Source organism: Thermithiobacillus plumbiphilus (assembly GCF_038070005.1).
GTDB lineage: Bacteria > Pseudomonadota > Gammaproteobacteria > Acidithiobacillales > Thermithiobacillaceae > JBBPCO01.
Map to the genome: position 1 here is coordinate 1 of NZ_JBBPCO010000009.1, position 24,506 is coordinate 24,506.

Annotated in this window: 23 protein-coding genes and 1 tRNA gene; 13 read left to right on the plus strand and 11 right to left on the minus strand. The window is 60.8% G+C overall.

Annotated features, from left to right (window positions below; all coding sequences use genetic code 11):
• The 5 genes from WOB96_RS09570 to WOB96_RS09590 form a co-directional block, all read right to left on the minus strand.
• The coding region (locus WOB96_RS09570) for a hypothetical protein (RefSeq protein ID WP_341371074.1) at window positions 1-332 on the minus strand (332 nt) is incomplete at its 3' end.
• An 11-nt stretch (window positions 333-343) separates the two neighbouring features.
• Window positions 344-964 carry a pilus assembly PilX family protein gene (locus tag WOB96_RS09575; RefSeq protein WP_341371075.1) on the minus strand — a complete coding sequence of 207 codons (621 nt, stop codon included), beginning with the start codon at window positions 962-964 and terminating at the stop codon, window positions 344-346.
• Window positions 894-2,000 (minus strand): PilW family protein, encoded by a 1,107-nt coding sequence (locus WOB96_RS09580; protein ID WP_341371076.1) that lies wholly within the window; start codon window positions 1,998-2,000, stop codon window positions 894-896. Before WOB96_RS09580 ends, WOB96_RS09575 begins: the two co-directional genes overlap by 71 nt.
• A gap of 5 nt (window positions 2,001-2,005) precedes the next feature.
• Window positions 2,006-2,437: a type IV pilus modification protein PilV gene (gene pilV, locus WOB96_RS09585; RefSeq protein ID WP_341371077.1), complete on the minus strand. Its 432-nt coding sequence runs from the start codon at window positions 2,435-2,437 to the stop codon at window positions 2,006-2,008.
• A gap of 3 nt (window positions 2,438-2,440) precedes the next feature.
• A complete protein-coding gene (locus WOB96_RS09590) occupies window positions 2,441-3,010 on the minus strand; it encodes a GspH/FimT family pseudopilin (RefSeq protein WP_341371078.1) in 570 nt (189 codons plus the stop codon).
• 150 nt (window positions 3,011-3,160) lie between these two features.
• Between WOB96_RS09590 and WOB96_RS09595 the strand changes: the two genes are divergently transcribed.
• The 5 genes from WOB96_RS09595 to WOB96_RS09615 all read left to right on the plus strand — a co-directional run bounded on the left by WOB96_RS09595 (window position 3,161) and on the right by WOB96_RS09615 (window position 10,274).
• Complete coding sequence (locus tag WOB96_RS09595) at window positions 3,161-4,930, plus strand: autotransporter assembly complex protein TamA (RefSeq protein WP_341371211.1); 1,770 nt, start codon at window positions 3,161-3,163, stop codon at window positions 4,928-4,930.
• Entirely contained in the window at window positions 4,924-8,514 is a 3,591-nt protein-coding gene (locus WOB96_RS09600; RefSeq protein ID WP_341371079.1) for a translocation/assembly module TamB domain-containing protein, read from the plus strand. The genes WOB96_RS09595 and WOB96_RS09600 overlap by 7 nt, the downstream gene beginning before the upstream one ends.
• Window positions 8,515-8,523: 9 nt before the next feature.
• Complete coding sequence (gene thiO / locus WOB96_RS09605; RefSeq protein WP_341371080.1) at window positions 8,524-9,663, plus strand: glycine oxidase ThiO; 1,140 nt, start codon at window positions 8,524-8,526, stop codon at window positions 9,661-9,663.
• A 67-nt stretch (window positions 9,664-9,730) separates the two neighbouring features.
• On the plus strand, window positions 9,731-10,168 hold the full coding sequence (locus tag WOB96_RS09610) for a Fur family transcriptional regulator (RefSeq protein WP_341371081.1): 438 nt from the start codon (window positions 9,731-9,733) through the stop codon (window positions 10,166-10,168).
• 30 nt (window positions 10,169-10,198) lie between these two features.
• Window positions 10,199-10,274, plus strand: a tRNA-Thr gene (locus tag WOB96_RS09615).
• Between the two features lie 226 nt (window positions 10,275-10,500).
• On the opposite strand, the gene WOB96_RS14500 is transcribed toward WOB96_RS09615, so the two are convergent.
• Window positions 10,501-10,590 (minus strand): GTP cyclohydrolase, FolE2/MptA family, encoded by a 90-nt coding sequence (locus WOB96_RS14500; protein ID WP_423229737.1) that lies wholly within the window; start codon window positions 10,588-10,590, stop codon window positions 10,501-10,503.
• 58 nt (window positions 10,591-10,648) lie between these two features.
• Here WOB96_RS14500 and WOB96_RS09620 point away from each other — a divergent pair, with 58 nt between their 5' ends.
• From WOB96_RS09620 to WOB96_RS09630, 3 genes are read left to right on the plus strand one after another with little or no spacing between them, the layout of a single operon-like run.
• The gene (locus WOB96_RS09620) at window positions 10,649-11,695 is read left to right on the plus strand and encodes a class I SAM-dependent methyltransferase (RefSeq protein WP_341371082.1); all 1,047 of its coding nucleotides are present in this window, start codon (window positions 10,649-10,651) and stop codon (window positions 11,693-11,695) included.
• On the plus strand, window positions 11,692-12,408 hold the full coding sequence (locus tag WOB96_RS09625; RefSeq protein ID WP_341371083.1) for a pseudouridine synthase: 717 nt from the start codon (window positions 11,692-11,694) through the stop codon (window positions 12,406-12,408). The genes WOB96_RS09620 and WOB96_RS09625 overlap by 4 nt, the downstream gene beginning before the upstream one ends.
• Window positions 12,405-12,551 (plus strand): NUDIX hydrolase, encoded by a 147-nt coding sequence (locus WOB96_RS09630; protein WP_341371084.1) that lies wholly within the window; start codon window positions 12,405-12,407, stop codon window positions 12,549-12,551. Before WOB96_RS09625 ends, WOB96_RS09630 begins: the two co-directional genes overlap by 4 nt.
• Window positions 12,552-12,575: 24 nt before the next feature.
• On the opposite strand, the gene WOB96_RS09635 is transcribed toward WOB96_RS09630, so the two are convergent.
• The 5 genes from WOB96_RS09635 to WOB96_RS09655 all read right to left on the minus strand — a co-directional run bounded on the left by WOB96_RS09635 (window position 12,576) and on the right by WOB96_RS09655 (window position 16,886).
• Window positions 12,576-13,721, minus strand: coding sequence for a GNAT family N-acetyltransferase (locus WOB96_RS09635; RefSeq protein WP_341371085.1), 1,146 nt, complete (start codon window positions 13,719-13,721; stop codon window positions 12,576-12,578).
• Between the two features lie 118 nt (window positions 13,722-13,839).
• Entirely contained in the window at window positions 13,840-14,046 is a 207-nt protein-coding gene (locus WOB96_RS09640) for a hypothetical protein (RefSeq protein WP_341371086.1), read from the minus strand.
• Between the two features lie 11 nt (window positions 14,047-14,057).
• Window positions 14,058-14,243: a hypothetical protein gene (locus WOB96_RS09645; protein WP_341371087.1), complete on the minus strand. Its 186-nt coding sequence runs from the start codon at window positions 14,241-14,243 to the stop codon at window positions 14,058-14,060.
• A gap of 87 nt (window positions 14,244-14,330) precedes the next feature.
• On the minus strand, window positions 14,331-15,833 hold the full coding sequence (locus WOB96_RS09650; RefSeq protein WP_341371088.1) for a R3H domain-containing nucleic acid-binding protein: 1,503 nt from the start codon (window positions 15,831-15,833) through the stop codon (window positions 14,331-14,333).
• A gap of 114 nt (window positions 15,834-15,947) precedes the next feature.
• Window positions 15,948-16,886, minus strand: a complete 939-nt coding sequence (locus WOB96_RS09655) for a tetratricopeptide repeat protein (RefSeq protein ID WP_341371089.1) — start codon at window positions 16,884-16,886, stop codon at window positions 15,948-15,950.
• Window positions 16,887-17,247: 361 nt separating this feature from the next.
• Between WOB96_RS09655 and WOB96_RS09660 the strand changes: the two genes are divergently transcribed.
• The 5 genes from WOB96_RS09660 to WOB96_RS09680 all read left to right on the plus strand — a co-directional run bounded on the left by WOB96_RS09660 (window position 17,248) and on the right by WOB96_RS09680 (window position 24,465).
• Window positions 17,248-19,638, plus strand: coding sequence for a PAS domain S-box protein (locus tag WOB96_RS09660; protein ID WP_341371090.1), 2,391 nt, complete (start codon window positions 17,248-17,250; stop codon window positions 19,636-19,638).
• Window positions 19,639-19,823: 185 nt separating this feature from the next.
• A complete protein-coding gene (locus tag WOB96_RS09665) occupies window positions 19,824-20,072 on the plus strand; it encodes a hypothetical protein (RefSeq protein WP_341371091.1) in 249 nt (82 codons plus the stop codon).
• A 116-nt stretch (window positions 20,073-20,188) separates the two neighbouring features.
• Window positions 20,189-21,442, plus strand: a complete 1,254-nt coding sequence (gene glgC, locus WOB96_RS09670) for a glucose-1-phosphate adenylyltransferase (protein ID WP_341371092.1) — start codon at window positions 20,189-20,191, stop codon at window positions 21,440-21,442.
• A 76-nt stretch (window positions 21,443-21,518) separates the two neighbouring features.
• On the plus strand, window positions 21,519-23,690 hold the full coding sequence (locus WOB96_RS09675; RefSeq protein WP_341371093.1) for a VTT domain-containing protein: 2,172 nt from the start codon (window positions 21,519-21,521) through the stop codon (window positions 23,688-23,690).
• Window positions 23,683-24,465: an endonuclease/exonuclease/phosphatase family protein gene (locus tag WOB96_RS09680; protein ID WP_341371094.1), complete on the plus strand. Its 783-nt coding sequence runs from the start codon at window positions 23,683-23,685 to the stop codon at window positions 24,463-24,465. Before WOB96_RS09675 ends, WOB96_RS09680 begins: the two co-directional genes overlap by 8 nt.
• Window positions 24,466-24,506: the final 41 nt, after the last annotated feature.

Below are 24,506 nucleotides of genomic sequence, written 5' to 3' on the forward strand. Positions count from 1 at the left end.
CTAATTCCTTCCTTGTAACCACTGGAGCAGCTTCCGCCCGGTATGTCGTTCAAAAAAACATTGCCATTGCCTGAGGACCATTCTTCGTTGCTCCAATCGGGATAAATAGTGGAGTTGTAATAATCGTTCGACCAGATGATGTTGTTCATGCTACCAGAATTGTCTACAAGCAGCATGACATTGGGTTCTGCCGCAGCGGCGGGTAGGAATAGGGGGGTATTGGTCAGGTCGGTTGCGGCTTGTGCATTGGGTATAGGTACGGACCAGCTCAATGCGGCGATGAGCGCCATGGCGGTGATGCGGCGCAGCTTCCGAAGCAGTCTGCCAGTCATTCTGATTCCCCTTAGAAGTTCATAGCGTAAATGGCTTCCAGCACTACCACGGTATTCCGTGGCCCCTCCACACGGCTGGTTACGCGATAATAATTTTGAGATAGCGCGCCTGTACCCTTTACTCCCCCACCATATTCACTGCCCACGGCAACGCTGTTGCCACTAGCGGCATCAGAAATCCCAAGATCTTCTATGATGTATTTGACCGTCTGACCGTTGGCAGTGGTAATGAAATAATTGCTGCTCAAGTTCCAGTCAATTGTGAGGCCGCCATTGCTGTCTCGGGGCAGGTTGTCCCTGTCATAGAACCCGCTGATCGTGCTCCCTGTAGGGGCCGTGGTCTGGTTCAACAACCAAGTACCACCAGCACGCAAGCCCGCCTCGGCCTGGTTGAGGGCTATCTCGCGAAACCGCAGATTGCCGGCGATTTCCGTGTCGGAGCGCGCCATGTACATCGCGGCAATGCCTGCCAATGAGAGTGCCAGTAACACGATCATGGCGACCAGCAGGGCTGCACCCTGCTCTCGGTGATGCATGGATTTAACAGGGAAAGCTGTCATTTTAATTCGCCAGAATAGGGTTTCGTAGCGGGATTTCAGTGCTAAACAGTTGGTACCGGTATTGTCGCTCATCGGCGGGCACGCTGTAAGTCACGGCGCCTGTTGAGGATGCGGCCGGGATTAAGGTGATGCTGGATGGGCTTACCTGTCCTTTGTCCGGGAGGCTTGATCTTGCCAGCAGAATAACGCGCGCGGTTCTTATCAGGCTTGCATTGCTGTCGAACCAGGAAGCGGAGTTTGGACGGGCGTAGGAATCTACATTTCCATCATCATTGCTGTCGAGCCCGTAGACCACTAATAGCAGGACAATGCCGCGTGCGACGGGCGTGCTGATGTTGGTGTTGACGTCCGTCACCATGAGGGTTGGCGCTGGATCAGTGTGGCCACTGACTTCCGAACTGGTACTGATGTTATAGCGCCTGTTTACCAAGTTACCCATGTTATAAAGATTCACGCCCTGAGCTGCTGCATAGCCGTTTTCCGGGAATGGCGGAGTATTGTGTCCGCCTGGTGGATTCCTGTTTGAAGTTCCGGATTGGTGCTGAAGTTTTAATGCGGAATCTTGCACTGCCGTGATTTGTACCAGTACGCAGGTTCGCGGGCTCAGGGATGGTTGGTCTATCAGTACCAGATCGTTTTCCTGGAAACCCTCAGTTCTGGTGACATTCAGTTCTGCCGACGAGTTTGGCATGTCGCTGCGTAGTTGTGTTGGTGGCAGCCCTGCACTACTGGAGCTGCTGTAGAGCACGGTAAGGCTGTCGCTGTTGTCAGGGCTAGTCAGCGGTGAACTAGGAGCTGGCGCCATCGACTCTATTGGACCCATGTTAAAATCGTAATATTTCGGCTTATTGTAAGCACTGACAGTGCAATTTGCGTTTCCAGCCAACCCGTATCCCGCCATGCGCACATCGCGCTCGATCATGGTCATGGCAATACGCGCCTGTTGCCACATATCCTGGGTTTCCGCCGTGCGGCGTTGCTGGGCTTCGGATTGGCTGAAAACGCTATAGATACCTATGGATGCAAGCAGGGATATGACCAGCGCCACCATTAATTCAACGATTGTGAAGCCTTGCTGGTGATTATTATGCAATGCCGGAGTAGTCATGATGGTCAGTACCCGATCTGGGTGGCCAGGGGATAGGTCCGCAGCCCTGCGCGGCCCTGCCAGGAAAGCGTGATCGTCACATTCGTGCCATCGACATTTACCTGGCCCCGCCCTCCCGGTAGTTGGCTTTCGATATCCGCCTTCCAGACCAAGGCATTGCTGGCTGCCATGCCGGTGCTGGGCATGGCGGTCGCGTTCTGTGTGTCTAAGCCGTCATATGCCGATACACCGGCTGCCGTGGGGGAGCCCCACATCATGCCGACCATTTCGTTGGCGAGCAGGTTGGCCTGGGTGACATACTGGCTGTCACTATTGAGCTTCAGGGCTGCAATTTGCAGTGCTGCCAGCGCCAGTAGCCCGAAAGCAAAAATGGCCATGGCGATCATGACTTCGATCAGGGTGAATCCTGTTTGCTGTCCAGCCAATCTCTTATCCATGCTTCAGGTCCCGGGGAGGATTTGCGAAACAATGCGTCCGCCCATGCCGACGGTGACCAGCCAGGTACGCTTGGTGGTATTCGGGTCTGCGAGTGAAAAGCTATATTCGACCCCGGCACTCGCACCACCTAGCGTGTCGAATGAAATCGTTGGCTGGTTGGCGGTACAGACCAGGTTGGCATAATGTTGGGCGAACTCATCGGCACTGATCTGCTTGAGGATCTCGACGTTTCCCGTGGCTGGATTGGTCCATCGCACCCTCCAGTCGCAGGTAGACGAAGGCGTGCCTGAGGCCGAAGTGTTGAGCTGGACTCTCGCATTCCGCTTGATCGCCTCCGCGCGTGCCCACTGCAGGTCCTGCTGCAGTTGCGCGGCGGCGGCGCGGATCTTGCCGTTGGCGCGAGATTCGGTGAAGCTTGGCAGGGCGAGCGCGAGCAGGATGCCGCCCACGGCGAGCGTGATGGCCATCTCCACCAGGGTGAAGCCCCGGGTGGCAGGTACGGCAATGCGAATCATCGGGCGAAAGCCGCTGGATGACTGGTGAGCTTTGTGAAAGACTGGGTGCTCCTTCATGGCGAACCGCTTATCGTTATGGGAGCCGGCAGTTTTCAGGGCCTGACCCTGCTGCCTTGTCGTTCTCCGCGTTCGGAAGGTTATCAATCAATTAGAATAAGACCAGGCAGACGTCAAGTTGGGAAAGCAAAAGGGGATGCCGTGATCCGGATGGTGCGTGCTGATGGTGCGCCTATATCGGGCCTGCGCTGGCTTGCGGGCCTGTGCGCCGTGATGTTCGCGGCCGGGGCCCAGGCCGTGGAAGTCCGTTTCGATGTGGCGGGCGCGGGTTTGCCGGAGGATCTGCGGAGTGGTCTGGAATCGGTGATGGTGCCGGTGCAGATCAAGGACGTCACGCAGGATCTGGCCAATACCCGTTTGTTGGCGGAAAGCCGCCTGAACAATGCGCTGCAGGTGTTTGGCTATTATCACCCTGAATTCCAGTGGCGCATGGAATTCGTCAATGAAAACCGCTACATATTCCACTATACAATCAAGCCCGGACCCAGGGTTCAGGTGACCAGGGTTTCTCTTGACGTGAATGGGCCGGGCGCCGATCTGCCCGCCGTCAATGCGCCGCGAAGCGAGTTCCCCCTCAAGCCCGGCGAACCGCTACGGCAGGATGTCTATGAGAAGGCTAAGGCCCAATGGCTCTCGGCTGCCCAGAATGAGGGCTACATCGATGCCGATTTCTCGCGCCACGAGATCCTGCTCGACCGCGGGAAGAATGTCGCCGAAATCAATCTTTCCCTGCAGACCGGGCCCCGCTTTGTGTTCGGTGAGACTCAATTCAATGGCGCCGGGACCTATCCCGAGGACTTCCTGGGGCGTTACGTGGCGTATGAACCGGGTGATGTCTTCTCTTACGACAAGCTCAGCCAGACCCAGTACAACTTTCTCGGTGCCAATCGCTTTGGAAGTGCCAACGTCCTGCCGGACAGGGAGGCGGCGAGGGATAATGTGGTGCCTGTCCAGGTTAATCTGGTGCCCTTGAAGCCCAAGCGTTTCAAGAGTGGCGTGGGCTATGGCACGGATACCGGCGGCCGGCTGACTGCGCGCTACGAGGATGTCAATTTCCGGCATTCGGCCAATGAGCTGTATCTGCAGGCGGATGTCGCGCAGATGCGCCAGGGCTTTGCTGGCCGTTTCGTGTGGCCAAGCTATCAGGACCTGCATGCCCAGACGGCGGTTTATTCCAGCCTGCAACGCGAATCCGTCGATACCTATACCACGCGCTTCTTCAATCTGGGAGCGGAGCGTACCAGGCATCTGGGCAATGGGGTGATCGGTACGGCTTCGCTGACCTATCGCAATGAAATCTTCCAGCTTGGACTGCAACGCGGGCACTCCATCCTGATCCTGCCGGCCTTGCGGGCGCGCAAGCAGAACATTCAGGACCCGCTGCGGCCACGGCGGGGATATCAGTTCGATGGCACCCTGAACACCAGTGCCACGGCCTGGGGGTCCGATGCGGATTTCATACAGTTCTCGGGACGCGGCGAGACCTGGCTGCCCTTCAATAATGCCACGCGGGTGGCTCTGCGGACCAATGTCGGCGCGACCTGGCAGCACAATGCCACGATTCTTGCCTTGCCGCCCTCGTTGCGCTTCTTTGCAGGTGGCGACCGCAGCGTGCGTGGCTACGATTACCAGTCCCAGGGACCGCGGGATGCCAGTGGCGCGGTGATCGGCGGGCGTCATTTGCTGACGGGTAGCATGGAGTTGCAGCGGGATATCGGCTCCCTGTTCGGGGCGGTGCTCTTTTATGATGCCGGCAACGCCTTCGACAATCTGGCTGAATTCAATGTGCTGCAAAGTGTCGGCATCGGTGCCCGGGTCTATTCGCCGGTTGGGCCGATCCGGCTGGATGTGGCGCACCCGGTCGGTGATCCGACAGCGCGGGACTTTCGCATTCATTTCTCGGCGGGCGCGACATGGTGAAGCGCTTTGCAGTCTACTGGATTATCCTGCTTGTCCTGCTCGGGGCGCTGCTGAGTGGGCTGTACTGGCTCTGGTACACGCCGCAGGGCGCGCGCTGGATCCTGGGGCAGGTCACGCAGCGGGCACCGCTGGCGGTGGGCAGGGTCGAGGGCAGTCTCTCAAAGGGGCTGCAGCTCGATGAGCTGAATTTCCAGGGCAAGGGCCTGTCGCTGAAGGCCGATCACCTGGCGATTTCCTGGAATGCCTGGCCCCTGCTTTACGGGCGCGCGGATATCAATTCCCTGACCGCCCGCGGGGTGCGGATCGAGGACAATCGCCCGGCAACAGAGGAGCCGCCCACCTTTCGGGTGCCGGAGCTGCCTGGATGGCTGGTGAACCGCAGTGCAAACATTGACCGGCTTCATCTGGAGGACCTGAACTACAGCAAGGCGGGCAAGCCGGTCTATCACTTGGCTGGTCTGGATGCGCAGGCTCGCATGCGCAATGGCGTACTGCAGGTCAGTGATCTGCGGATGCAGGATCAGTTCGGGCGCATTCAGGGCCGATTGAGAGCCGGTCTGAAAGAGCCCCTGCTCGAAACCCAGGGACGCTGGCTGGCGGCGAAATCCCAGGCTGTCAATGAAGTTTACTGGTCCGTGGACTGGCGCCAGCGGGATGCCGAGGCCCTGGCCGGTCCCATTCATCTGGTAATGCGCGATCAGGATCGCACCCTGGGGGCCCTGGCTGGCGACTGGGCCATTGACCCCCATGCGATCCGTCTGCAGCAGACCCGGCTGAGCTGGTCGGGCCTGCCGGGGCCGCTCTGGGCGAATGGTCGACTGGACTTTCCCAAGGGCAAGCCCTTTGCCGATATGCAAAGCTGGGCAGACTGGCAACTGGCGCAGCTCTCCCCCCAGCTTGAGGGCATGGATCTCGCCTGGCACCTGAAGGCGCGCGGCTGGCTGGAAGGTTTTCAGGGCAGCCTGCAGGCGGTCAGTCGTGGCAAGGACTGGCAGAACATGCAAGTATCTGGCCCGATTCGAGGTGACAGCTCGGGATTCCAATCCCTGGGTTTGAAGGGGCAGGTGCTCGGTGGAACGCTGGCCAGTGATGTGTCTGTTTCTGTCAAACCGCAGCCGGATTTCCGGGTCGAGGCAAGTTTTCGGGACCTCGATCCGGGGCTTTACAATGCCGCCGTGCCCGGCAGCCTCAATGGTTCCTTTCTGTTGCAGGGTGGAGGCAAGGGCTTTGCGGACCAGGGGCAGCTTGCGCTGGAACTGGCACCCAGCCGCCTGCACCAGCAGCCCCTGCAGGGGGCGGTACGGGCAAGCTGGATGGGCAAGGATCTCCTGATTCAGCAGGCACGCATTTACGGCCGTGGGGTGGAGCTGGCCGCGAGCGGCCGGATTTCAAAGGGCCTGCGCGTCAGGGCCAATGTCAATGATCTGGGGCGGCTGGCTCAGGGGGCCACCGGCCGGGTGAATGCCGAAGGGCTGGTGCAATTTCGACCGGGGCTGCTTTCGGCCAGGCTGCAGGGGCAGGGCAGCAATCTCGGTTTTGGTGCCTTGAAGGTGCAGCGGGCAGCCTTTCAGGCGCGCATGCAAAATGGCATGACCGGGCCTGTTTCCCTGACGCTTTCCCTGCGTGACCTCGGTAATCAGACCTACCGGATCAACACAGTAAATGCCGACATGGCTGGCACCCTGGCGCGTCAGGACTGGCAGATGCGTGCTGCCTGGCCCGAGGGTAGCCTTGGGCTGGCGATGCAGGCCCGGCAATTGGGCAAGTCGCTTGCCGGGCCCTGGCGTTTCGGCCTCCAGGAACTCAATCTGCGGGACCGTCAGACCGGTGCCTGGCAACTGGCGAAGCCGGTCGCCATCACATTAGATCCCGCGAGCCGGATAAACGTCCCGAATCTCCTGCTGGTCAATCAGGGGACGGGCCAGTTGAGCCTGAACGCAGATATTCGCTTGAAGCCCTTGTCCGGCAGCTTCGATCTGCGCATGCGCCAGGTACCCATCCTGCCCATCTGGTTTCCGCCCTCGCTGAATCTGCTGGTGCAGGGGCAGGTATCGGGCGGGGTGCAGGGGCGTATGCTGGCCAATCAGCAGCTGCAGGTGCAGGGCAATGTGGCGCTGGGGCAGGGGCGCCTACGGGTCACCCGACCCCAGGGGCAGATCGATGCGGTGATCGAGACGGCGCGCAGCAACTTCACCTGGAGCGGGAACAGCGTGCGCGGTGACGTGCAACTGAATCTGGTGGACTATGGCCAGGCCAATGCCCGTTTCGAACTGCCCCTGCTGGCGCAGGTACCTCCCAGGATGCTCCCGACGGGCCCGCTTCGGGTGACGGGTGATTTTCGGGTCAGCGAGAAGGGCATGCTGCTCGCTGCCATGCCCGGGGTGGTGCAGGAAGGGCGTGGGGACTTGCGCGGCAATGTCGACATAGGCGGCACCTGGCAGAATCCCCGGCTGGGCGGGCAGGTGCGGCTTACCGGGGCGGCGGCCTTTGTCCCGAGCGCGGGCGTCTATGTCACGGACATCGGCGGGACCGTGACGCTGCAAGGCGATACCCTGCAGATATCGGGTATCCAGGCCCGCTCTGGCGATGGCATGCTGACCGGGTCGGGAGTGGTGAACCTGCAGGGCTTCAAGCCGGTCGATTACCGTCTGCAGATCAGTGGACGTGATTTCCGCGCCGTTGATCTGCCAGAAGTGAAAGCGAATGTCTCGCCTGATCTGCAGATCGGCAATGCCGGGGACCAGATCCAGATCCGAGGCACGGTGCGTGTGCCTTACCTGCGCGTGATCGGTACCCAGCCCGGTGGTCTGCGCCCCAGTTCCGATGTGGTGTATGTGGATGAGAAGAAGGCCGCGAGTTCTGGTTCCCGGATCGACCTGCTGGTGACAGTGATTCTCGGCGATGATGTGCGGGTCGAGGCCCAGGGGGCAAGCGCGCGCCTGGGCGGCGAGCTGCGGGTCAGCATGCAGGGCAGCGAGGAGCCGCAGGCTCATGGCAGCATCAAGGTACTGGAAGGGCGCTATGCTGAATATGGCCAGGATCTGCGGGTGCAGGAAGGCACGATCACCTTCGCCGGTCCTCTCATGAATCCCAGCCTGAATGTCCTGGTCGCCCGCAAGGTCGATGAGATCCTGGCGGGCATCCGTATCACGGGTGTCTGGCCCAAGCCGCGCACCGAGCTGGTATCTGAGCCGCCCATGCAGGATGCCGAGGTGCTCTCCTATATCGTCCTGGGCCGACCCCTGACCGGCATGGGCGGCGGTGGCGAAAGCAGTCTGCTGGCACGCGCCGCCGGTGGCCTGCTCAGCCTCGGCGAGGCTGCCAAGCTGCAGAAAAATCTGCAATCCGGGCTTGGCCTGGACAAGTTCGAGCTCGAAACCGGCGGTAGCTTCGATCAGTTCATGGTCACCATGGGGAAATATGTCAACCCGCGCATCTATGTCAGCATTGGCCAGGCGCTCTTCAGCCAGACCACGGTCCTGCGTGGCAGGTATAAAATGACCAGGAATTGGGAGCTGCAGGTGGAAAGCGGCACGCAGCAGAGCAATAATATCGATTTACTCTATAGCGTCGAAATGCGCTAGGAATCAAACATGCTTAACTCCAAAGCATCCGTGCCGGATGCCTTGATCATTGGTGCCGGTGTGATCGGCATGCTCAGCGCCTTGCGTCTGCATCAGGCAGGACTCAGGGTGGAAGTGCTGGATCAGGCATCACTGCCCGGCAAGGAAGCATCCTGGGCTGGCGGTGGCATCATCAGCCCGCTTTTCCCCTGGCGCTATGCCGATGCCGTCAACCGGCTCGCGGCCTATGGCCAGAAAGTCTATCCCGAGCTGGCGCAGGAACTGGCCACCAATACCGGTATCGATCCCGAATACACCCGCAATGGTCTGTTGATGTTGCCCGGTGAGGAGCAAGCCCTGGGCGAAGAAGCCGAGGACTGGGCCCGCCGCTGGCAACTTGAAAGCCAAGCCCTGGATCGGGCGACACTTGCCGCGCTGGCCCCCGCGATCAGGGGCGCGGAACGGGCGCTCTGGTGGCCATCCATCGGACAGATCCGCAATCCGCGTCTGGTCAAGGCCCTGGCCGAGAGGCTCCGGAGACTGCAGATTCCGGTTCGCACCGGGGTTCGGGTGGATGGCATCGAGCAGACCGGGGGGCAGGTCCGGGGCGTACTCAGCAGTAGCGGGCGGCTGGCGGCGGGCAAAGTGATCGTCACGGCTGGCGCCTGGACCGGAAGGCTGATGGAAGGCTTTGGTTACAGCCTGCCCGTCGAGCCGGTACGGGGGCAGATGATCCTGTTTCGGGCGCAGCCCGGCTGGTTGCGCCAGATGGTCCTCTCCGACAGCCACTATCTCGTACCACGCCGGGATGGCCGGATTCTGGCAGGCAGCACGCTGGAATGGGTAGGCTTTGACAAGTCTCCCACTGCGCAGGCGGCATCACTGTTGCGGGAAAAGGCCCTGGCCCTGGCGCCCGGCCTGGAGGATTTTCCAGTCGAGCATCACTGGGCCGGTCTGCGGCCCGGCGCGCCAGAGGGCGTACCCTTCATTGGCGAGGCACCCGATTGCCGGGGCCTTTATGTCTGTGCCGGTCAGTTTCGCAATGGCATCGTCATGGCGCCGGGCTCCGTGGCCCTGCTCGCGGATCTCGTGCTGCAGCAGACGCCCTGGCTCGATCCGCTTCCTTATGCATTGAACCGAACGCCCGTGCCAGCGTCAGAGGCAGTGTAGTCAGCCTGCATCCACTGGATTGCAAAGGCAAATTCTCGTACACTGAATGGGTCAATTAGGTGAAACCATGCGAAATCACGAAACCTGGACCAAGCAGGATATAGTTGAATTCCTGAGAGCTGCAGGCGTCAATCCGACCAGTCAGCGGGTAGAAGTTGCCTTTGTGCTCTTTTCGGGATGCCAACATCTGTCTGCGGACGACATTCTCCAGAAGGTCAACGCCGAGTATCCTGTCGTCTCCAAGGCCACGGTGTACAACACGCTGGGGCTTTTAGCGGAGCAGGGTCTGATTCGCGAGGTGATCGTCGAACCCGGTAAGGTGTTTTATGATGCCAACACCTCGCCGCACCATCATTTCTATGATGTGGACAGCGGCCTGCTTGAAGACATCCCGGCCGATGATCTCGTCCTGACGGCGATCCCACCCTTGCCAGCCGGCAAGGCCCTTGACCGGGTGGATGTGGTCATCCGGGTGCGTGGGCGGCCTGAAGCAGCGCTTGCCTAGTCCGCCCAATCTGAATACACTGCTTGCCGCGCCGTTGTAGCTCAGTTGGTAGAGCAACTGATTCGTAATCAGTAGGTCGGAGGTTCGACTCCTCTCAACGGCACCAGTCATCAAGGGTCTGGCCATTCTGGCCAGGCCCTTTTTCGTTGCGGGGTTGGGAAAATGCTTGGCTTCATAGGCCTGCACGAGCGTAACGAGAATGTCCAGGCGATCCCCTTGCGGAGTACCCAGATCAGGGTCGGACTCCATCAAGGCCGAAACCTCGGCGAGAGTGGCCTTGTAGTCTGCTTCGGTGTGGATAGGGCGGGTGTCCATTTGTCCTCCGTGGCCGCTCAGGCCCGTTCATCTGGCCGCTTGAGCAGTTCGTACATCTCGCAGGACGCCTCTACCTCGACCAGTTTCACGATGTCTTCGACCCTGATGCCCGCGAGTGGTTTCTGGTGCTGGCGTCGGGGCTGGTGGTTTGCCTACACTATGCCCATGTCAAAATCTTCCAGTCATGTTGCCCTGAATCTCCTCCTCCAGCAGGTCCTAGACGGCGATCTGCTGCCCGAGGACCCCTCTAACCTGCGTATAGGCATGTTGCGCGCCCGAGCGCACCCGGATCTGGCGCGGCTTGCGCGCAATCCCGCCGTGGAGAGCCTTAGCCTGCAAAGCACCTTCAAGCCGGATGTGAATGCACTCCAGGCGCTTGGGCTCACGGTATCAGAATCCCTGAGCGGGGTTTTCGATGTGATGCTATTCGTGCCCACCCGCCAGCGCCGCGAAAGCCTGGCCTGTTATGTCGAGGCTATGCAGATGCTACGCCCAGGCGGGCGGCTGATTGTCAGTTGCGCCAATGACATGGGTGCGCCCAGTTATGAAAAGGCGCTGCGCAAGCTGGCTGGATTGAGAGGCGCGCGCAGCAAGGCCCACAGCCGGCTGTTCTGGACCGAGGCCGGTGGAGAGTTCGATCCGGCGCTTGCGGCGGAATGGGTGAAGGCAGCAGAGCCCACCACCGTGCCCGGTACCGATTTTGTCACGGTGCCTGGTATCTATGGCTGGCAGAAAGTCGATCAGGGATCACAACTGCTGGCGAAATTCCTGCCGGAGAACCTGAGTGGTTCGGGCATGGATCTCGGCTGCAATTACGGCTATCTGGCGCATGCCCTGCTCAGTCGGGCGGATGGGGTGAAGTGCCTGCATCTGGTGGAAGCGGAGGCGCGCGCACTGGCATGCGCGCGGACGAATCTAGCGGCCTTTTCGGACGTGGACCTGCGCTATCACTGGCTGGACGTGGCCGAGACGCATATCGAGCACCTCGATTTCGTGCTGCTGAATCCGCCTTTCCATGCCGGCAAGGAAACCGACTACCAGCTTGGAAAAAGCTTTGTGGAAACGGCCTGTCGCTCCCTCAGGCGCGGCGGACGACTGTTCATGGTGGCCAACCAGTTCCTGAGCTACGAGGATGTGCTGGCGCGGGAGCTCAGTCGTCACGAGAGATTGACGGTCGAAAGCGGTTTCAAGGTCCTGACGGGGGTGAAATGAGCGCGCGCCGCCTGGATCAACTCCTGTCGAGCCTCGGTTATTGCAGCCGCAGCGAGGTGAAGCACCTGCTGCGCGAGGAGCGGGTGCTGGTGGACGGCGCGCCGGCCCGCAATCCGGCCCAGAAGGTGAATCCCGATGCCGTGCGGCTGGACGGCGAGCCGCTGGATCATCCCGAAGGCCTGTATGTGCTCTTTCACAAGCCTCTGGGCTATGTGTGCTCGCACCGGGATTCTCCCAATATCTATCGCTTTTTTCCGGAACGCTGGTTGCTCAGAAAGCCCGCCATTTCGACGGTGGGCCGGCTGGACAAGGACACCAGCGGCATTCTCCTGCTCACTGATGACGGCCTGCTGCTGCACCGTCTGACCTCGCCGAAATATCATCTGCCCCGCGTGTATGATGTGACGCTGGCCGAACCCTTGCGGGGTGACGAGGCGCAGGTGATAGGTTCGGGCACGCTCATGCTCGAAGACGATGACAAGCCCTGTCTGCCGGCACAATGGCAGCCCACGGGTGCGCGCGTCGGCCGGCTGACCCTGCATGAAGGCCGCTATCATCAGGTGCGGCGCATGTTCGCGGCCCTGGGCAATCATGTGTCAGCCCTGCACCGCAGCGCATTCGGGCCGCTGACACTCGGCGAACTCGCCCCCGGCGAATACCGGGATCTGCGGGATGATGAACTGGCCCTGCTCAATGGAGGACATGCGCCATGATCTGGACGCCACACGTGACGGTTGCCGCCGTGGTCGAACAAGCGAGACGTTTTCTGCTGGTGGAAAGGAGGCGGAGGGCGCGTGTCTTCAATCAGCCCGCCGGCCGGCGCTATCCGCTGGAGCTGCTGGTGGACGTGATCTGAGTTCAAAGGGCCATTTCGGAGGGTTTACTGATCTTCGAATTCCGGGGGCGGGCACTGCCTGAAGGGTGCATGGGTGCGCAAGTCATCGGCCAGCATGTCCATGCCGGTACGCTCGCGCGTGAGAAAGTCGGCCACGGCATCCCGGAACCCGGCATGCGCCAGCCAGTGGGCACTGTAGGTCTTTTCCGGCAGGAAGCCGCGCGCGATCTTGTGTTCGCCCTGGGCACCGGCCTCGAAGCGGGACAGGCCGCGACTGATGCAGTACTCGATGCCTTGGTAATAACATAGCTCAAAGTGCAGATTTGGAAAGTCGCCGAGGCTACCCCAGTAGCGGCCATACAGGCCTTGTGGGCCACGCAGGTTCAGGGCGCCAGCCACGTAGTCCCCGTCCTGACGGGCCAGAAACAGCACGCAACTTTCGGGCATGCTCTCGCCCAACATGTGAAAGAAACGCCGGTTGAGATAGGGAATCGCCCCTTTGCTGTCGATGGTGGCGCGATAGAAGCGGTACATGGCGTCCCAGTGCACGGGCTGGATATCCGCGCCTTCCAGGCACTCGATCTGCATGCCTTCGGCCTGGGCCTCGCGCCGTTCGCGCTTGACCTGCTTGCGCTTGCGGGAGGCGAAGTGGCTCAGGAAGTCATCGAAGTCGCGGTATTCCCGATTGTTCCAGTGATACTGCAGGCCTTCGCGGATCAGCAGATCTTGCTGCGCGAGCCAGTCCGTGGTCGGGGCATCCGGAAACAGGACGTGCAGGGAGGAGTAATCCGCGGCGAGTTGGATAGCGGCCTGCAGCAACAGGCGGGCTGAGGCCTCATCGCCATCGGTGAGCAGACGAGGTCCGGTAACCGGCGAGAAGGGGACGGCGCTGACCAGTTTGGGATAATAGTGTTGGCCGGTGCCCTGATAGGCGCGCGCCCAGGCCCAATCAAAGACATATTCGCCATAGCTGTGGGATTTGGCGTAGAGCGGCATGGCCCCACGCAGTTCGCCAGCATCGTCGCGCAGCAGGATGTGGCAGGGCTGCCAGCCGCTATCGGCGCCGACGCAGCCGCTGCGCTCCAGGCTGTGGAGAAAGGCATGGCGCAGGAAAGGATTGCCGGTGGGGTTCAGGGCGTCCCATTGCTGGGGGTTGACGCTGCCCAAGTCCGGAAGGATGTCGATCTGCATGATGATATCTTGCGTCCCGGCAGGGCTTTAGTCAAAGACTGGGAGGGATAAGGAGAAAGACCCGGCGCTGGCCCTGAAATGAGGGCTCAGCGCTGGCTGGCTAGATGCTGCGCGGGGCCTAGTGATCCAGCGGGTTGTGGTGCTCGAAATGCGGTTTTTCTTCCTCTGGCAGGCAAAATCCGGCATCCCTGAGCATGTTTCCAAGCTGCTTTGCCGCATCCCCCGCAAATTTGGCCTTGTCCAGCAGGTCACTGGCAATTTCCTGGGCTTCCAGGGTATCCAGGCGAATGACCAGCCGGTTTTCGCTTTCCTCGACGATGTGCATGTCTGCCCTCCTTAATGGGTACGATCGTGAAAGGGGTGTTCCATACTGTCTTTGTGATCGGCGAGCACATAGGCCAGGTCCAGCACATAGCGCCGGAATTCCTCGGCATTCTGAATGATTGGCTCGGCGATCTTTCCCATTTCGGTCCGGTCGAATGCCAGGGTCACACCCTCTTCGTTCTGTTCCAGTATCTCCATGAGAACCTCCGCTTGCGTGTTTATTTCATTATAGCTGGCGAGGCCAGGATGGCGCGGTACTTTGGTATGAGTCGTCCGCGCAGGGCCTCAATCCGGATAGATCACCAGGTGGCGACGCGGCTCGCTGCCGGTGCTTTCGGCATGGAGCTGATAGCGGGCAACCATCTGGTGTTGCACCCGGCGCAATGCTGGGCGGCGCGGCGCCAACGCGATCTCCTTGCCCAGATAATGTACCTGGCGGATGGCGGCCTCTGCCTCGCGTACGGCATCCTGCACCTCGTCCTCGTCGATCTCGTCCATCAACAGGAATACCTGCTGCAGAGTGTGGCGGATCTGGGCGGTGGTGTTCTTGCGGATCAGGTGTACGGGCTTGTGATGCAGCTCGGCGAGTTCGCGCAGACGCGGATCATCGGCGCGGGCCTTCAGCGCAAGTACCAGATCGGCCTGCTCCGGCTGGATCACGGTGCGGGCATTGAGGCGCAGGTCGCGGATGACGCGCTCCACCGAGTCCCGACTTAAAGCATAGGGATGAATATGTACAGTCCCTTTGATGCGCCGGAATGGGGCTTCCGGGGCTGTGGGCAGGGCATGACGTTCCTGGCTGGATTCAATCTCGCCGGATTCCGATTGCTGGCGTCGCTCACCGCCGGGTTTGCCACCGCGCAGCAGGGTATCCACCGCCTTGGCGGTATCATGATGCACCAGCAGGGTATCGCGTTCGATAATCTCGACCACGCTGTCGAAGGTGGGCGAGCCCTTGCGCTCGCTCACGGTCTTCTGCGTGCCGCGCGCCCGCGCTTCCTCGTCGCTGAGGGTCACGGTCTGGACGCCACCGACCAGATCCGACAGGGTGGGATTGGCCACCAGGTTTTCCAGGGTGTTGCCGTGCGCGGTGCCGACCAGTTGCACGCCGCGCTCGGCAATGGTGCGGGCGGCGGCAGTCTCGGCGGCGGTGCCGATCTCGTCGACGATGATGACCTCGGGCATGTGGTTTTCCACCGCCTCGATCATGACCGCATGCTGGCGATCCGGGTGAGGCACCTGCATACGCCGGGCGCTACCGATGGCGGGGTGGGGGATGTCGCCATCCCCGGCGATCTCGTTGGAGGTGTCGATCACCATCACCCGCTTGCCGAGCTCATCGGCCATGATGCGCGCGATCTCGCGCAGCTTGGTGGTCTTGCCAACGCCGGGCCGGCCCACCAGCAGCAGGCTTTTGCCGCTTTCCACCAGGTCCCGGATCATGTCCACCGTGCCTTCCACGGCGCGGCCCACCCGCAGGGTCAGGCCGATGACCTGCTGCTTGCGGTTGCGGATGGCGGAGATGCGATGCAGGGTGCGCTCGATGCCGGCGCGATTGTCGGCGCTGAACTCACCCAGCAGGGCCAGTACATGGTTCAGATCATCATGCGTCACCGGGGTTTGGAGCAGGTTCAGGGCCTCGCCGGGATAGCGCGCCTGCGGTGGCCGCCCAAGATCCATGACGATCTCGATCAGGGTGTCACGGGGCATGTCCTGCAGCGCCGCCTGATAGGCGGGCGGCAGGGCGGTAATCAGCTCGAAGGCGTCATCATGCTGTGCTGGAATCATGGTCTGGCAACCCGTGGCATGGCTGGTATGAAACGCAATTATGTATATCTGTTTATCATTTTGACATTTTTGCGCCAATACGGTTCAGTAGGCAACCGCAAGGCATGCAAACACTCATTTCACGGCAGATACCTGTTCAGTGTCATCCGGTGGTTGGCTTCCCAGGGCAGCGATTGCGGTCATGACTTCATCGAAATCGCCCTTGGCATCGATCTCCTTGAAAATGGCCGCGCTTTCAACAAAGTAACGCTTGGCGAGGTCGGGCTTGCCCTGGTCGCGATAAAGCAGGCCAAGATACTGCTGAGCGCTGGCCTCCCAGTAGCGGTTCCCGGTCGCTTGCGATGCGGCCAGGCCCTGCTTCAGGATGGTTTCGGCTTCATCGTACTGCTGCGCCTTGCGGTAGGTGTCGCCAAGGTTTGTTGCCACCATGGCCCACTTGTTACGATCATCCTGCTTTTCAAAGATGTCCAGGGCCTGGCGCAAAAAGCTGATGGCCTTGAAATAATTTTGCTGCATCGCATAGATCGAGGCGATGTTGTTGTAGGCACTGGCGATTTCTGTCGGGTTTCGCTGCAGGGCGAGGGCCGACTGGTAGAGCGCAATGGCCTTGTCCAGATCACCACTTTCCTGCAGGACGACGGCAAGATTGTTGAGGGCGATTGCCTCGGCCGAGCGTTTTTTCTGTTGCCGGGCGGCCCTCAATTCTTTTTCGTGAAACAAGCGCGCCAGTTTCAGATTGCTCATCTGCAGATGGGTCTTGCCCAGCCAGTTGTAGCTGATGCGACGCTCATCCAGGGTCCTGGCGTGACGGTTTGCCCCCTGGAAGGCAATCAGGGCGGTCTTGAGATCCCCCGCCTGATAGGCGGCCTGGCCCAGGCAGAGATAGGCCGCCGGTCCGCCCTGAGAGTTTTTGACGGCCTTTTTGCCCAGTGTCAGGGCGCGGGAGAACTGCTCCTTTTCCAGGGCGGCAAGGCACTGTCTGGTCGGGTCCTGCGCCTGTGCCGTGCCTGGTCCCAGGACCAGGAGGGCGGTGGCCAGAAGCGCTGGTGACATTGTTTGACGTGTTTTCATGCTGATCCTTTCCTCCGGCGTCGGCTGTGGGTTGTCGATCCCGGGCTGGCCGAAATGCCGGAAATCCTTATCACTCCTTATGATTGTAGGCGAGAAGTGATCGTAAGGTGAACGCGGAATGTGGCAATACAAGTAGATGTGGCAATGCAAGTGACTGAATGACATAATATAATGAAAGCGTGAAGAATGCTTGATCCACCATCAAAAATCCGCGCATGCGGGATTTTTTGTGCTTTACTTAAGAGTGCTTCCTGCCGATCGAGTCAGAATGACAGGAGGGATTTCCCGGAGCTGATGTGCCTGCTTCCTCTTTTCCGGTTTGGGTGTTATCCGGAGTAAGGCCATGATATTCCGCGTCCAGGAACATCGCACAAGGTGGCTAGACTATCTGCTTGCAGTTTTGCTCATACTGCTGGCCATCATCATCAATTCCTTTGTCGGGTCGCTGCTCACCCCCAATACGCTGCTCTCATCCTTTCTGGCCGGCGTCATCCTGAGTGCTTTGCTGGGGGGCTGGAAACCGGGCCTGCTGGCACTGGCAGGTAGTCTGGTAGCCCTCAATCTGTATTTCTTTCCCACCTTCGGTTTTTTTGAAGTCCGTGAACTGCTGGCCCGCTCGGCCAGCTTCACCGCCACCAGCCTGCTCATCATCTGGCTGGCCCATCGCCTGCGCCGGGCACTCACGGCCAGCCAGCGGGACAAGCGTCAACATGCATTCCTGTCCCGGACCAGTGCCGTGCTGACCGAGGCCCTGGACGTGGAAAGTGGCATGCGGGATTTTTGCAGGCTGGCCGTTGAGCAGCTCTGCGACTGGTGCGTGATCGGTCTGGCCGGGTCGGAGAAACCGCGCTTTGTCGTGGGGCACCGGGGGGCTGATGCCGCTGTTGCCCGGGAGATCGAGGCCGGCTTGCAGGCCAGCGCCCAGGATTTCTATATCGAGCACCAGCGGATGGCCTCGGGCCAGCCGGTGCTGATCGAGCGCTTCGATGCCGAGCAGTTCGATCGGAAGCAGACCGGGGCCGGCTTGTCGCCATTGGTGCAGAAGTTACGGCCCCGCTCGTATCTTGGCATACCCTTGCTGGCCCGCGGACGGCTGATCGGCACCCTGTGCTTTTTCCGTACCGAAAGCCGGGTCCCCTTTGAGACAAAGGATCTTGGCATTGCCGAGGATCTGGGCAAGCGTCTGGCACTGATCCTGGATAATCTGCAGCTTTATGACCAGGCGCGGCAGACAGAGCAGTCCCTGCGGATCAGCGAGGCACGGTTCCGGGCGATATTCCATCAGGCCGCGATTGGCATGACCCTGGCGGATCTGGACAGCAATCTCCTGCAGTATAACAACCGCTTCTGCGAGATGATGGGATATACCGCGGCGGAAATGCAGCAGATGACCTTTCGGGACTTTACTCATCCCGAGGACCTGCCACGCGAACTGGCGTTGCGGGCGCGCATGCTCAAGGGCGAGATCCCCAGTTACCAGCTGGAAAAGCGGTATTTGCGCAAGGGCGGCGAGATCATGTGGGGACGGGTGACCGTGTCGATGGTGCGCGATGCGGACGGCAATGCGTCCTATACCATGGCCCTGGTGGAAGACATCACCGAATATAAAAACGCGGAAGCGGCGATGCGGGCAGAGCACTTACTGCGTGAAAAGATCATGGAAAACGCAAGTAATGCCATTTTCGCCGTCGATGAGAGCGGCTGCTTTCTGATGCTCAATCCCGCCATGGAGGAGATGACCGGCTATAGCCGCCAGGAGCTCATGAAGGCGCCCTTCACCCTGATGTTCGATGATGGTGCGCAGCTACGGGCAAAGGCGCTGTTTCAACAGGTTCTGAAGGGTGGCCGGGTGCTGCGCCAGGAACTGGTGATTCAGCGCAAGGGCGGCACCCATCGTCATGTGATCTTCAGTGCCGCACCTGTCATGGACAGGGATCGGATTGCCAGCATCATCACCGCCGAAGACATCACCGAACGCAAGCTGGCGGAAGATGCCATCCGTCAGATGAACGCCACGCTGGAGCAGCGCGTGGCCGAGCGGACCGCCGATCTGGAATCCTTCAGCTATTCGGTGTCGCATGACCTGCGCGCGCCCCTGCGGGCCATCGATGGATTCAGCCTGGTGGTCCTGGAGGATTTTGGTGAGTGCCTTGGGGAGGAGGGGGCCGCTTATTTGCGGCGGGTCAGGGCGGCAAGCCAGCACATGGGGCATGTCATTGACACCATGCTGAATCTGGCCCGCCTCGGGCGTCAGGCGCTGCAACCGAGGTCGCTGAATCTGAGCGCCATGGCGCAGAAAATCCTGGACCGCTTGCAGCGCTGCGAGCCCGCTCGCAAGCTTGAGTGGCGGATCATGGAGGGTGTGTATGGACAGGGCGACCCGGACATGATTGGTCTGGTTCTGGAAAACCTCATCGGCAATGCCTGGAAGTTCACCCGCCAGCAGCCCCGACCCTGCATCGAGTTCGGAACCATCGAGGTGCAGGGCATGCGCGCCTATTTCGTGCGCGACAACGGCGCCGGCTTTGACATGCAGTTCATCAACAAATTGTTCGAGCCCTTTCACCGTCTGCATGGCAAGGAGGAATTCGAGGGCTCGGGGGTCGGGCTGGCCACCGTACAGCGCATCATCCACCGTCATGGCGGCGAGATCTGGGCTGAAGGCGCCGTTGGCCAGGGCGCCACCTTCTACTTCACCCTGCCTGAAGCGGCAGATGCGCGCCAGTCTTCCTGAGCACTCGCCTGCCTATTTTTTAGGCCGGTAGGTTGCCGGCTGGCCAAATCAGACTTTCGTCCTACTGTCCCCAGCTTTATCCACAAACTCTGGGGATATCCCGCCCGATCCGCCCCAAGGCCGAGTCCGGCACATGCCAGTTTGTGATATCAATCTTTTACCATCCAAAAAAAGGGGGGGAGAAGATGGATCTCTATGCAGAAACCGAAGCAAAGCTCAAGGAACTGCGCCAGAACCTGCCTGATTGCTCCAGCACGGCCCGTTCCATCGACCAGTGTGATGACTGGGAAGACATCGCCTTCTACGCCGATGAGGAAGGCTATTATTATGTGGCTAGCTGGTTGTATGAAGCGGTGCGGCAGACCCGCAGTCCGTGTCGTTACCCGGCGGTCTTCCTCAACAGGCTCAGCCCGGGTCAACGTTCCTGGCGTTAGTCTTCGAGCGCTCTCTTGGTCTAGGAAAAGAGTCGGAACATGGGCAGCAGGGCCGAACGCCATGGCTTCGGCCTTGTCCTAACTGATATCCCATTCACAAACCCTTGGGGATGCGCATGAAAACACCCAAAATCCTGGCCGTCGTCATGGCCGGTGGGGAAGGCAAGCGACTCTATCCCCTGACCAGCGAGCGTTCCAAGCCCTCGGTGCCCTTTGGTGGACGCTATCGGATCGTCGATTTCGTGCTGAGCAACCTCATCAACTCGCGAATCAATGCGATTTACATGCTGGTGCAGTATAAGTCCCAGTCCCTGATCGAGCATGTGCGCCGGGCCTGGTCGGTGCCTTCGACCCTGCCGGGGCAGTTCATCACCGTGGTGCCGCCGCAGATGCGGGCCGGGTCCGACTGGTTCCAGGGCACGGCGGATGCGGTGTACCAGAATCTGAACCTCATTTACCAGCACCGTCCGGACATCGTTGCGGTATTTGGTGCCGATCATATCTACCGGATGGATGTGCAGCAGATGGTGCGCTTTCATCTCGAAAGCGAGGCCGATGTCACGGTTGCGGCCCTGCCGGTGCCGCGCGAGGAGGGATCCTCGTTCGGCATCATTGCCGCTGAAGGGGACGGACGCATCCGCGAGTTCCTGGAAAAGCCCAAGGCCCCGCCGCCGATGCCCAATGACCCGAATCGCAGCTTTGCCTCGATGGGCAACTATCTTTTCAACTGCGACACCCTGATCAGCTCTCTGGAGGCCGCGCATGGCCGCGGCGAAAATGATTTCGGCCACCACATCCTGCCGCGCCTGCTGCAGAGCCACCGGGTGTTTGCCTATGACTTCTCCACCAATGTCATTCCGGGCACCCGTGATTACGAGGAGCAGGCCTACTGGCGGGACGTCGGCACCATCGAGGCCTATTTCGACGCCCACAAGGATGTCATGGGTCTCAAGCCCTGCTTCGATGTCTTCAACCTGCACTGGCCGATCTACTCAAGCAACTATCAGGGTCCGGTCGCCAAGTTCATCGGCGGAGATGTGGAAAACAGCATCATTGCCGGGGGCACGGTCATCAACGGTGCCAAGGTGCGCAATTCCGTGATCCGGCGCGAGGTCTTCCTGGAAGAAGATGTCGAGATCGAGGACTGCATCATCATGGATTATGTTCGGATCAAGCGCGGCAGCAGGCTCCGGCGCACCATCGTGGATCGCTACAATGTGCTGGAGGCCGACACCCGGATCGGGTTCGACCCTGAGGCCGATGCAAAGCTTTACACTGTCAGTCCTACCGGCATCGTCGTGGTCAAGGCCGGTCGTCCCGGCCTTCAGGGGCCTTTCGGCAGCGTGCCGCCCCTGATCCTGGACCGCTAGCCGTCGGCTTGTTCCCCCATCGGCGGCTTGCCGGCAGTCCATGGGAACCCCGCGCCCGGATCTGTCAGGAACTCCTATGCCCGAAGTCAGCCAGGCGCATGAATCACCCGTGCTTGTAGCGGGGAAGAATTGCTGGCGCAAGGCGCAGGCCAGCCAGGCCGCCTTTCTGGTGGACGCGGATGCCTATTTTTCCGCCTTTGCCGATGCTGTGGCCCAGGCGCGGGAATCCATTCTGATCATCGGCTGGGACATCGACAGCCGGACCCGGATTCTCGCGGCTGACAATGCGGCCGGCCTGCCGCCGCATCTGGGTGATCTGCTCAATACCGTGGTATCCCGCCGGCGTGGCCTGCACGCCCACCTGCTCGGCTGGGACTACGCCATGATCTATCTCTTCGAGCGCGAGCATTTCCCGGTCTTTAAGCTCGGCTGGCGGACTCATCGGCGCATCCATTTTCATCTGGACGGCAAACATCCGGTAGGTGCGTCCCAGCATCAGAAAATCGTGGTGGTGGATGACAGCATCGCCTTCGTGGGGGGACTGGACCTCACCATCCGCCGCTGGGATACCTCCAGCCACGAGGTGAACAATCCCCTGCGGGTAGATCCTGCCGGCGAGCCTTATTCACCCTTCCACGACGTGCAGATGATGGTGCAGGGCGAGGTGGCTGCCAGCCTCGGTGACCTGGCCCGCGAACGCTGGTTGCGGGCAACGGGCGAGCAGCTCGCGCCGCCCCGCCACCGCAACCCGGATCTCTGGCCGGCGGGAGTGCCGGTCGATCTGCGGGACGCCACGATTGCCATCGCGCGCACGGCCCCGGCCTATGATACGCAGCCGCTGATCACCGAGGTGGAATCCCTGCATCTGGATCTGATTGCCGCGGCACGGCGCTGGATCTACATCGAAAACCAGTATTTCACCAGCTCCCTGCTGGCCGATGCCCTGGCGCGGCGGCTGCAGGAGGCTGAAGGCCCGGAAGTGGTCATGGTGCTGCCCGAGAAGCAGTCCGGCTGGCTGGAGGAAGTCACCATGGGCGTGCTGCGCGCCCGCGTGCTGCGCCGCCTGGAGGAGGCCGATCAACATGGCCGGCTGCGCGTCTACTACCCGAAAATTCCCTGCCTTGGCGAAAAATGCCTGGGCCTGCATTCCAAGGTCCTGATCGTTGATGACAGCATGTTGCGGCTGGGCTCGGCCAATATGAGCAACCGTTCCATGCGCTTTGACAGCGAGTGCGATCTGGCGCTCGAAGCGGGTGATCGCCAGGATATCCGGGCGGCCATCGAACGCTTTCGCAACCGTCTGCTGGGTGAACATCTGGGCATCGGTCCCGAGCGGGTGGCGGCGAGCCTGCACGAGAAAGGCTCGCTGATTGCCGCCGTGGAAAGTCTCTCGGGCGGGGCACGCAGCCTGGCCCCACTGCATGTGGAACTGCCGGAGTCGCTGGATCATCTCGTGCCGGAGGCGGATCTTCTGGATCCGGAAACACCCCTGGTTCCGGAGGAAGTCGTGAAGCGCGTCATACCAGAGGAACTGCACTCCACAGGCAATCGCCGGCTGCTGCAATCGGCCATCTTGCTCTTTGCACTTTCCGCGCTGGCTGCAGCCTGGTACTGGACGCCCCTTGGGCAGTGGCTCAATGTGCGTGAGCTGGTCCGCCTTGCCACTAGTTTTGCCGATCATCCCCTGGCACCAGCCATCGTGCTTGCCACCTATGTGCTGGGCAGCCTGGTCATGCTGCCGGTGAGCCTCCTGATCGTCGCCACGGCCATCACCTTTGGCCCGCTATGGGGGTTTTTGTATGCGCTGACGGGCTCCTTGCTGGGTGCTGCCGTTACCTTCGGTGTCGGGCATGCCATAGGTCGGGACGCGCTGCAAAGGCTGGGGGAATCGCGGCTCAAACGCCTGAGCCAGCGTCTGGCAAAACGCGGAATCCTGGCCATTGCCCTGGTCCGCATCGTCCCGGTGGCGCCCTTTTCGGTGGTCAATCTGATGGCCGGGGCATCGCATATCCGCCTGCTGGACTTCATGATTGGCACCCTGCTGGGCATGGCGCCTGGGATCCTTGCCATTTCCGCCTTCGGCGGCAGCCTGATGCATGTCATTCGCCACCCCGGCCCCAAAAGCATTGCGTTTTTGGCTGGCGTGGCGCTGGCCATCGGACTTGCGGTGCTCTGGGTGCGTCGTTGGCTCGACAAGGGAGAGGGACATGAGAAGGAGGCTGCTCTGGAGCGTCGACCGAATGCCTGAGCTGCAAACGGCCGTACGAGGCCAGAGCAAATTTCAACTATCCATCGCGTCATACAATATTCATCAGTCCATTGGGCGTGATGGGCTATGCAAGCCTGGCCGCATTGCCGAAGTCATCCGTGACATGCACGTGGATCTCATCGGATTACAGGAAGTGGATTCCCGCCCCGGCCTTCACCGGGAATCCATGCAGATGGACTATCTGGCGCACGCCACCGGCATGGAAGCGGTGGCGGGGCATACCATCAGTCGCCATACCGGGCATTTCGGCAATGTCCTGCTTACCCGCCACCCGATTCTGTCGGTACGACAGGTGGACCTCAGCGTGCCAGCACGGGAACCGCGAGGCTTGATCGATGCCGAGCTGGATATTCATGGTCACACTTTGCGGGTGATTGCCACCCATCTTGGGCTGGGGGCAGCGGAACGGCGCTTTCAGGTCCAGCGCATCCTGCAGGTCATCGATGAGCGACCCAGCTCCTGGCTGGTGCTGCTGGGAGACTTCAATGAGTGGGCGCCCTGGGGGAGGCCGTTGCGCTGGCTCAACTCGCGGCTGGGCAAGGCGCCGAACCACTGCACCTTCCCGGCCCGGGCCAGTTGCCTGGCGCTGGATAAAATCTGGGTGCAACCGCAACTGGCCCTGGCGGAACTGCGCCCACACGATACGCCGCTGACACGCATCGCTTCCGACCACCTGCCGCTCTGGGCACGCCTGAACTTTGATCCCGCTGCCCTGGTCTCTGCCGCGCCAGCAGCCAACCTGGCCGGCCAGTAAACTACTATTCCTGGTGCCTTGGCGGGCCCTGTCTGTGTTCT

Coding starts and splice junctions, on each gene's coding strand:
- WOB96_RS09575 (WP_341371075.1), bottom strand. CDS start 964: ATGAGCGACAATACCGGTACCAACTGTTTAGCACTGAAATCCCGCTAC.
- WOB96_RS09620 (WP_341371082.1), top strand. CDS start 10,649: ATGTCAAAATCTTCCAGTCATGTTGCCCTGAATCTCCTCCTCCAGCAG.
- thiO (WP_341371080.1), top strand. CDS start 8,524: ATGCTTAACTCCAAAGCATCCGTGCCGGATGCCTTGATCATTGGTGCC.
- WOB96_RS09680 (WP_341371094.1), top strand. CDS start 23,683: ATGCCTGAGCTGCAAACGGCCGTACGAGGCCAGAGCAAATTTCAACTA.
- WOB96_RS09630 (WP_341371084.1), top strand. CDS start 12,405: ATGATCTGGACGCCACACGTGACGGTTGCCGCCGTGGTCGAACAAGCG.
- WOB96_RS09645 (WP_341371087.1), bottom strand. CDS start 14,243: ATGGAGATACTGGAACAGAACGAAGAGGGTGTGACCCTGGCATTCGAC.
- WOB96_RS09600 (WP_341371079.1), top strand. CDS start 4,924: ATGGTGAAGCGCTTTGCAGTCTACTGGATTATCCTGCTTGTCCTGCTC.
- WOB96_RS09610 (WP_341371081.1), top strand. CDS start 9,731: ATGCGAAATCACGAAACCTGGACCAAGCAGGATATAGTTGAATTCCTG.
- WOB96_RS09635 (WP_341371085.1), bottom strand. CDS start 13,721: ATGCAGATCGACATCCTTCCGGACTTGGGCAGCGTCAACCCCCAGCAA.
- WOB96_RS09640 (WP_341371086.1), bottom strand. CDS start 14,046: ATGCACATCGTCGAGGAAAGCGAAAACCGGCTGGTCATTCGCCTGGAT.
- WOB96_RS09590 (WP_341371078.1), bottom strand. CDS start 3,010: ATGAAGGAGCACCCAGTCTTTCACAAAGCTCACCAGTCATCCAGCGGC.
- WOB96_RS09595 (WP_341371211.1), top strand. CDS start 3,161: ATGGTGCGTGCTGATGGTGCGCCTATATCGGGCCTGCGCTGGCTTGCG.
- WOB96_RS09675 (WP_341371093.1), top strand. CDS start 21,519: ATGCCCGAAGTCAGCCAGGCGCATGAATCACCCGTGCTTGTAGCGGGG.
- WOB96_RS09660 (WP_341371090.1), top strand. CDS start 17,248: ATGATATTCCGCGTCCAGGAACATCGCACAAGGTGGCTAGACTATCTG.
- WOB96_RS09665 (WP_341371091.1), top strand. CDS start 19,824: ATGGATCTCTATGCAGAAACCGAAGCAAAGCTCAAGGAACTGCGCCAG.
- pilV (WP_341371077.1), bottom strand. CDS start 2,437: ATGGATAAGAGATTGGCTGGACAGCAAACAGGATTCACCCTGATCGAA.
- WOB96_RS09580 (WP_341371076.1), bottom strand. CDS start 2,000: ATGACTACTCCGGCATTGCATAATAATCACCAGCAAGGCTTCACAATC.
- glgC (WP_341371092.1), top strand. CDS start 20,189: ATGAAAACACCCAAAATCCTGGCCGTCGTCATGGCCGGTGGGGAAGGC.
- WOB96_RS09625 (WP_341371083.1), top strand. CDS start 11,692: ATGAGCGCGCGCCGCCTGGATCAACTCCTGTCGAGCCTCGGTTATTGC.
- WOB96_RS09650 (WP_341371088.1), bottom strand. CDS start 15,833: ATGATTCCAGCACAGCATGATGACGCCTTCGAGCTGATTACCGCCCTG.
- WOB96_RS09655 (WP_341371089.1), bottom strand. CDS start 16,886: ATGTCACCAGCGCTTCTGGCCACCGCCCTCCTGGTCCTGGGACCAGGC.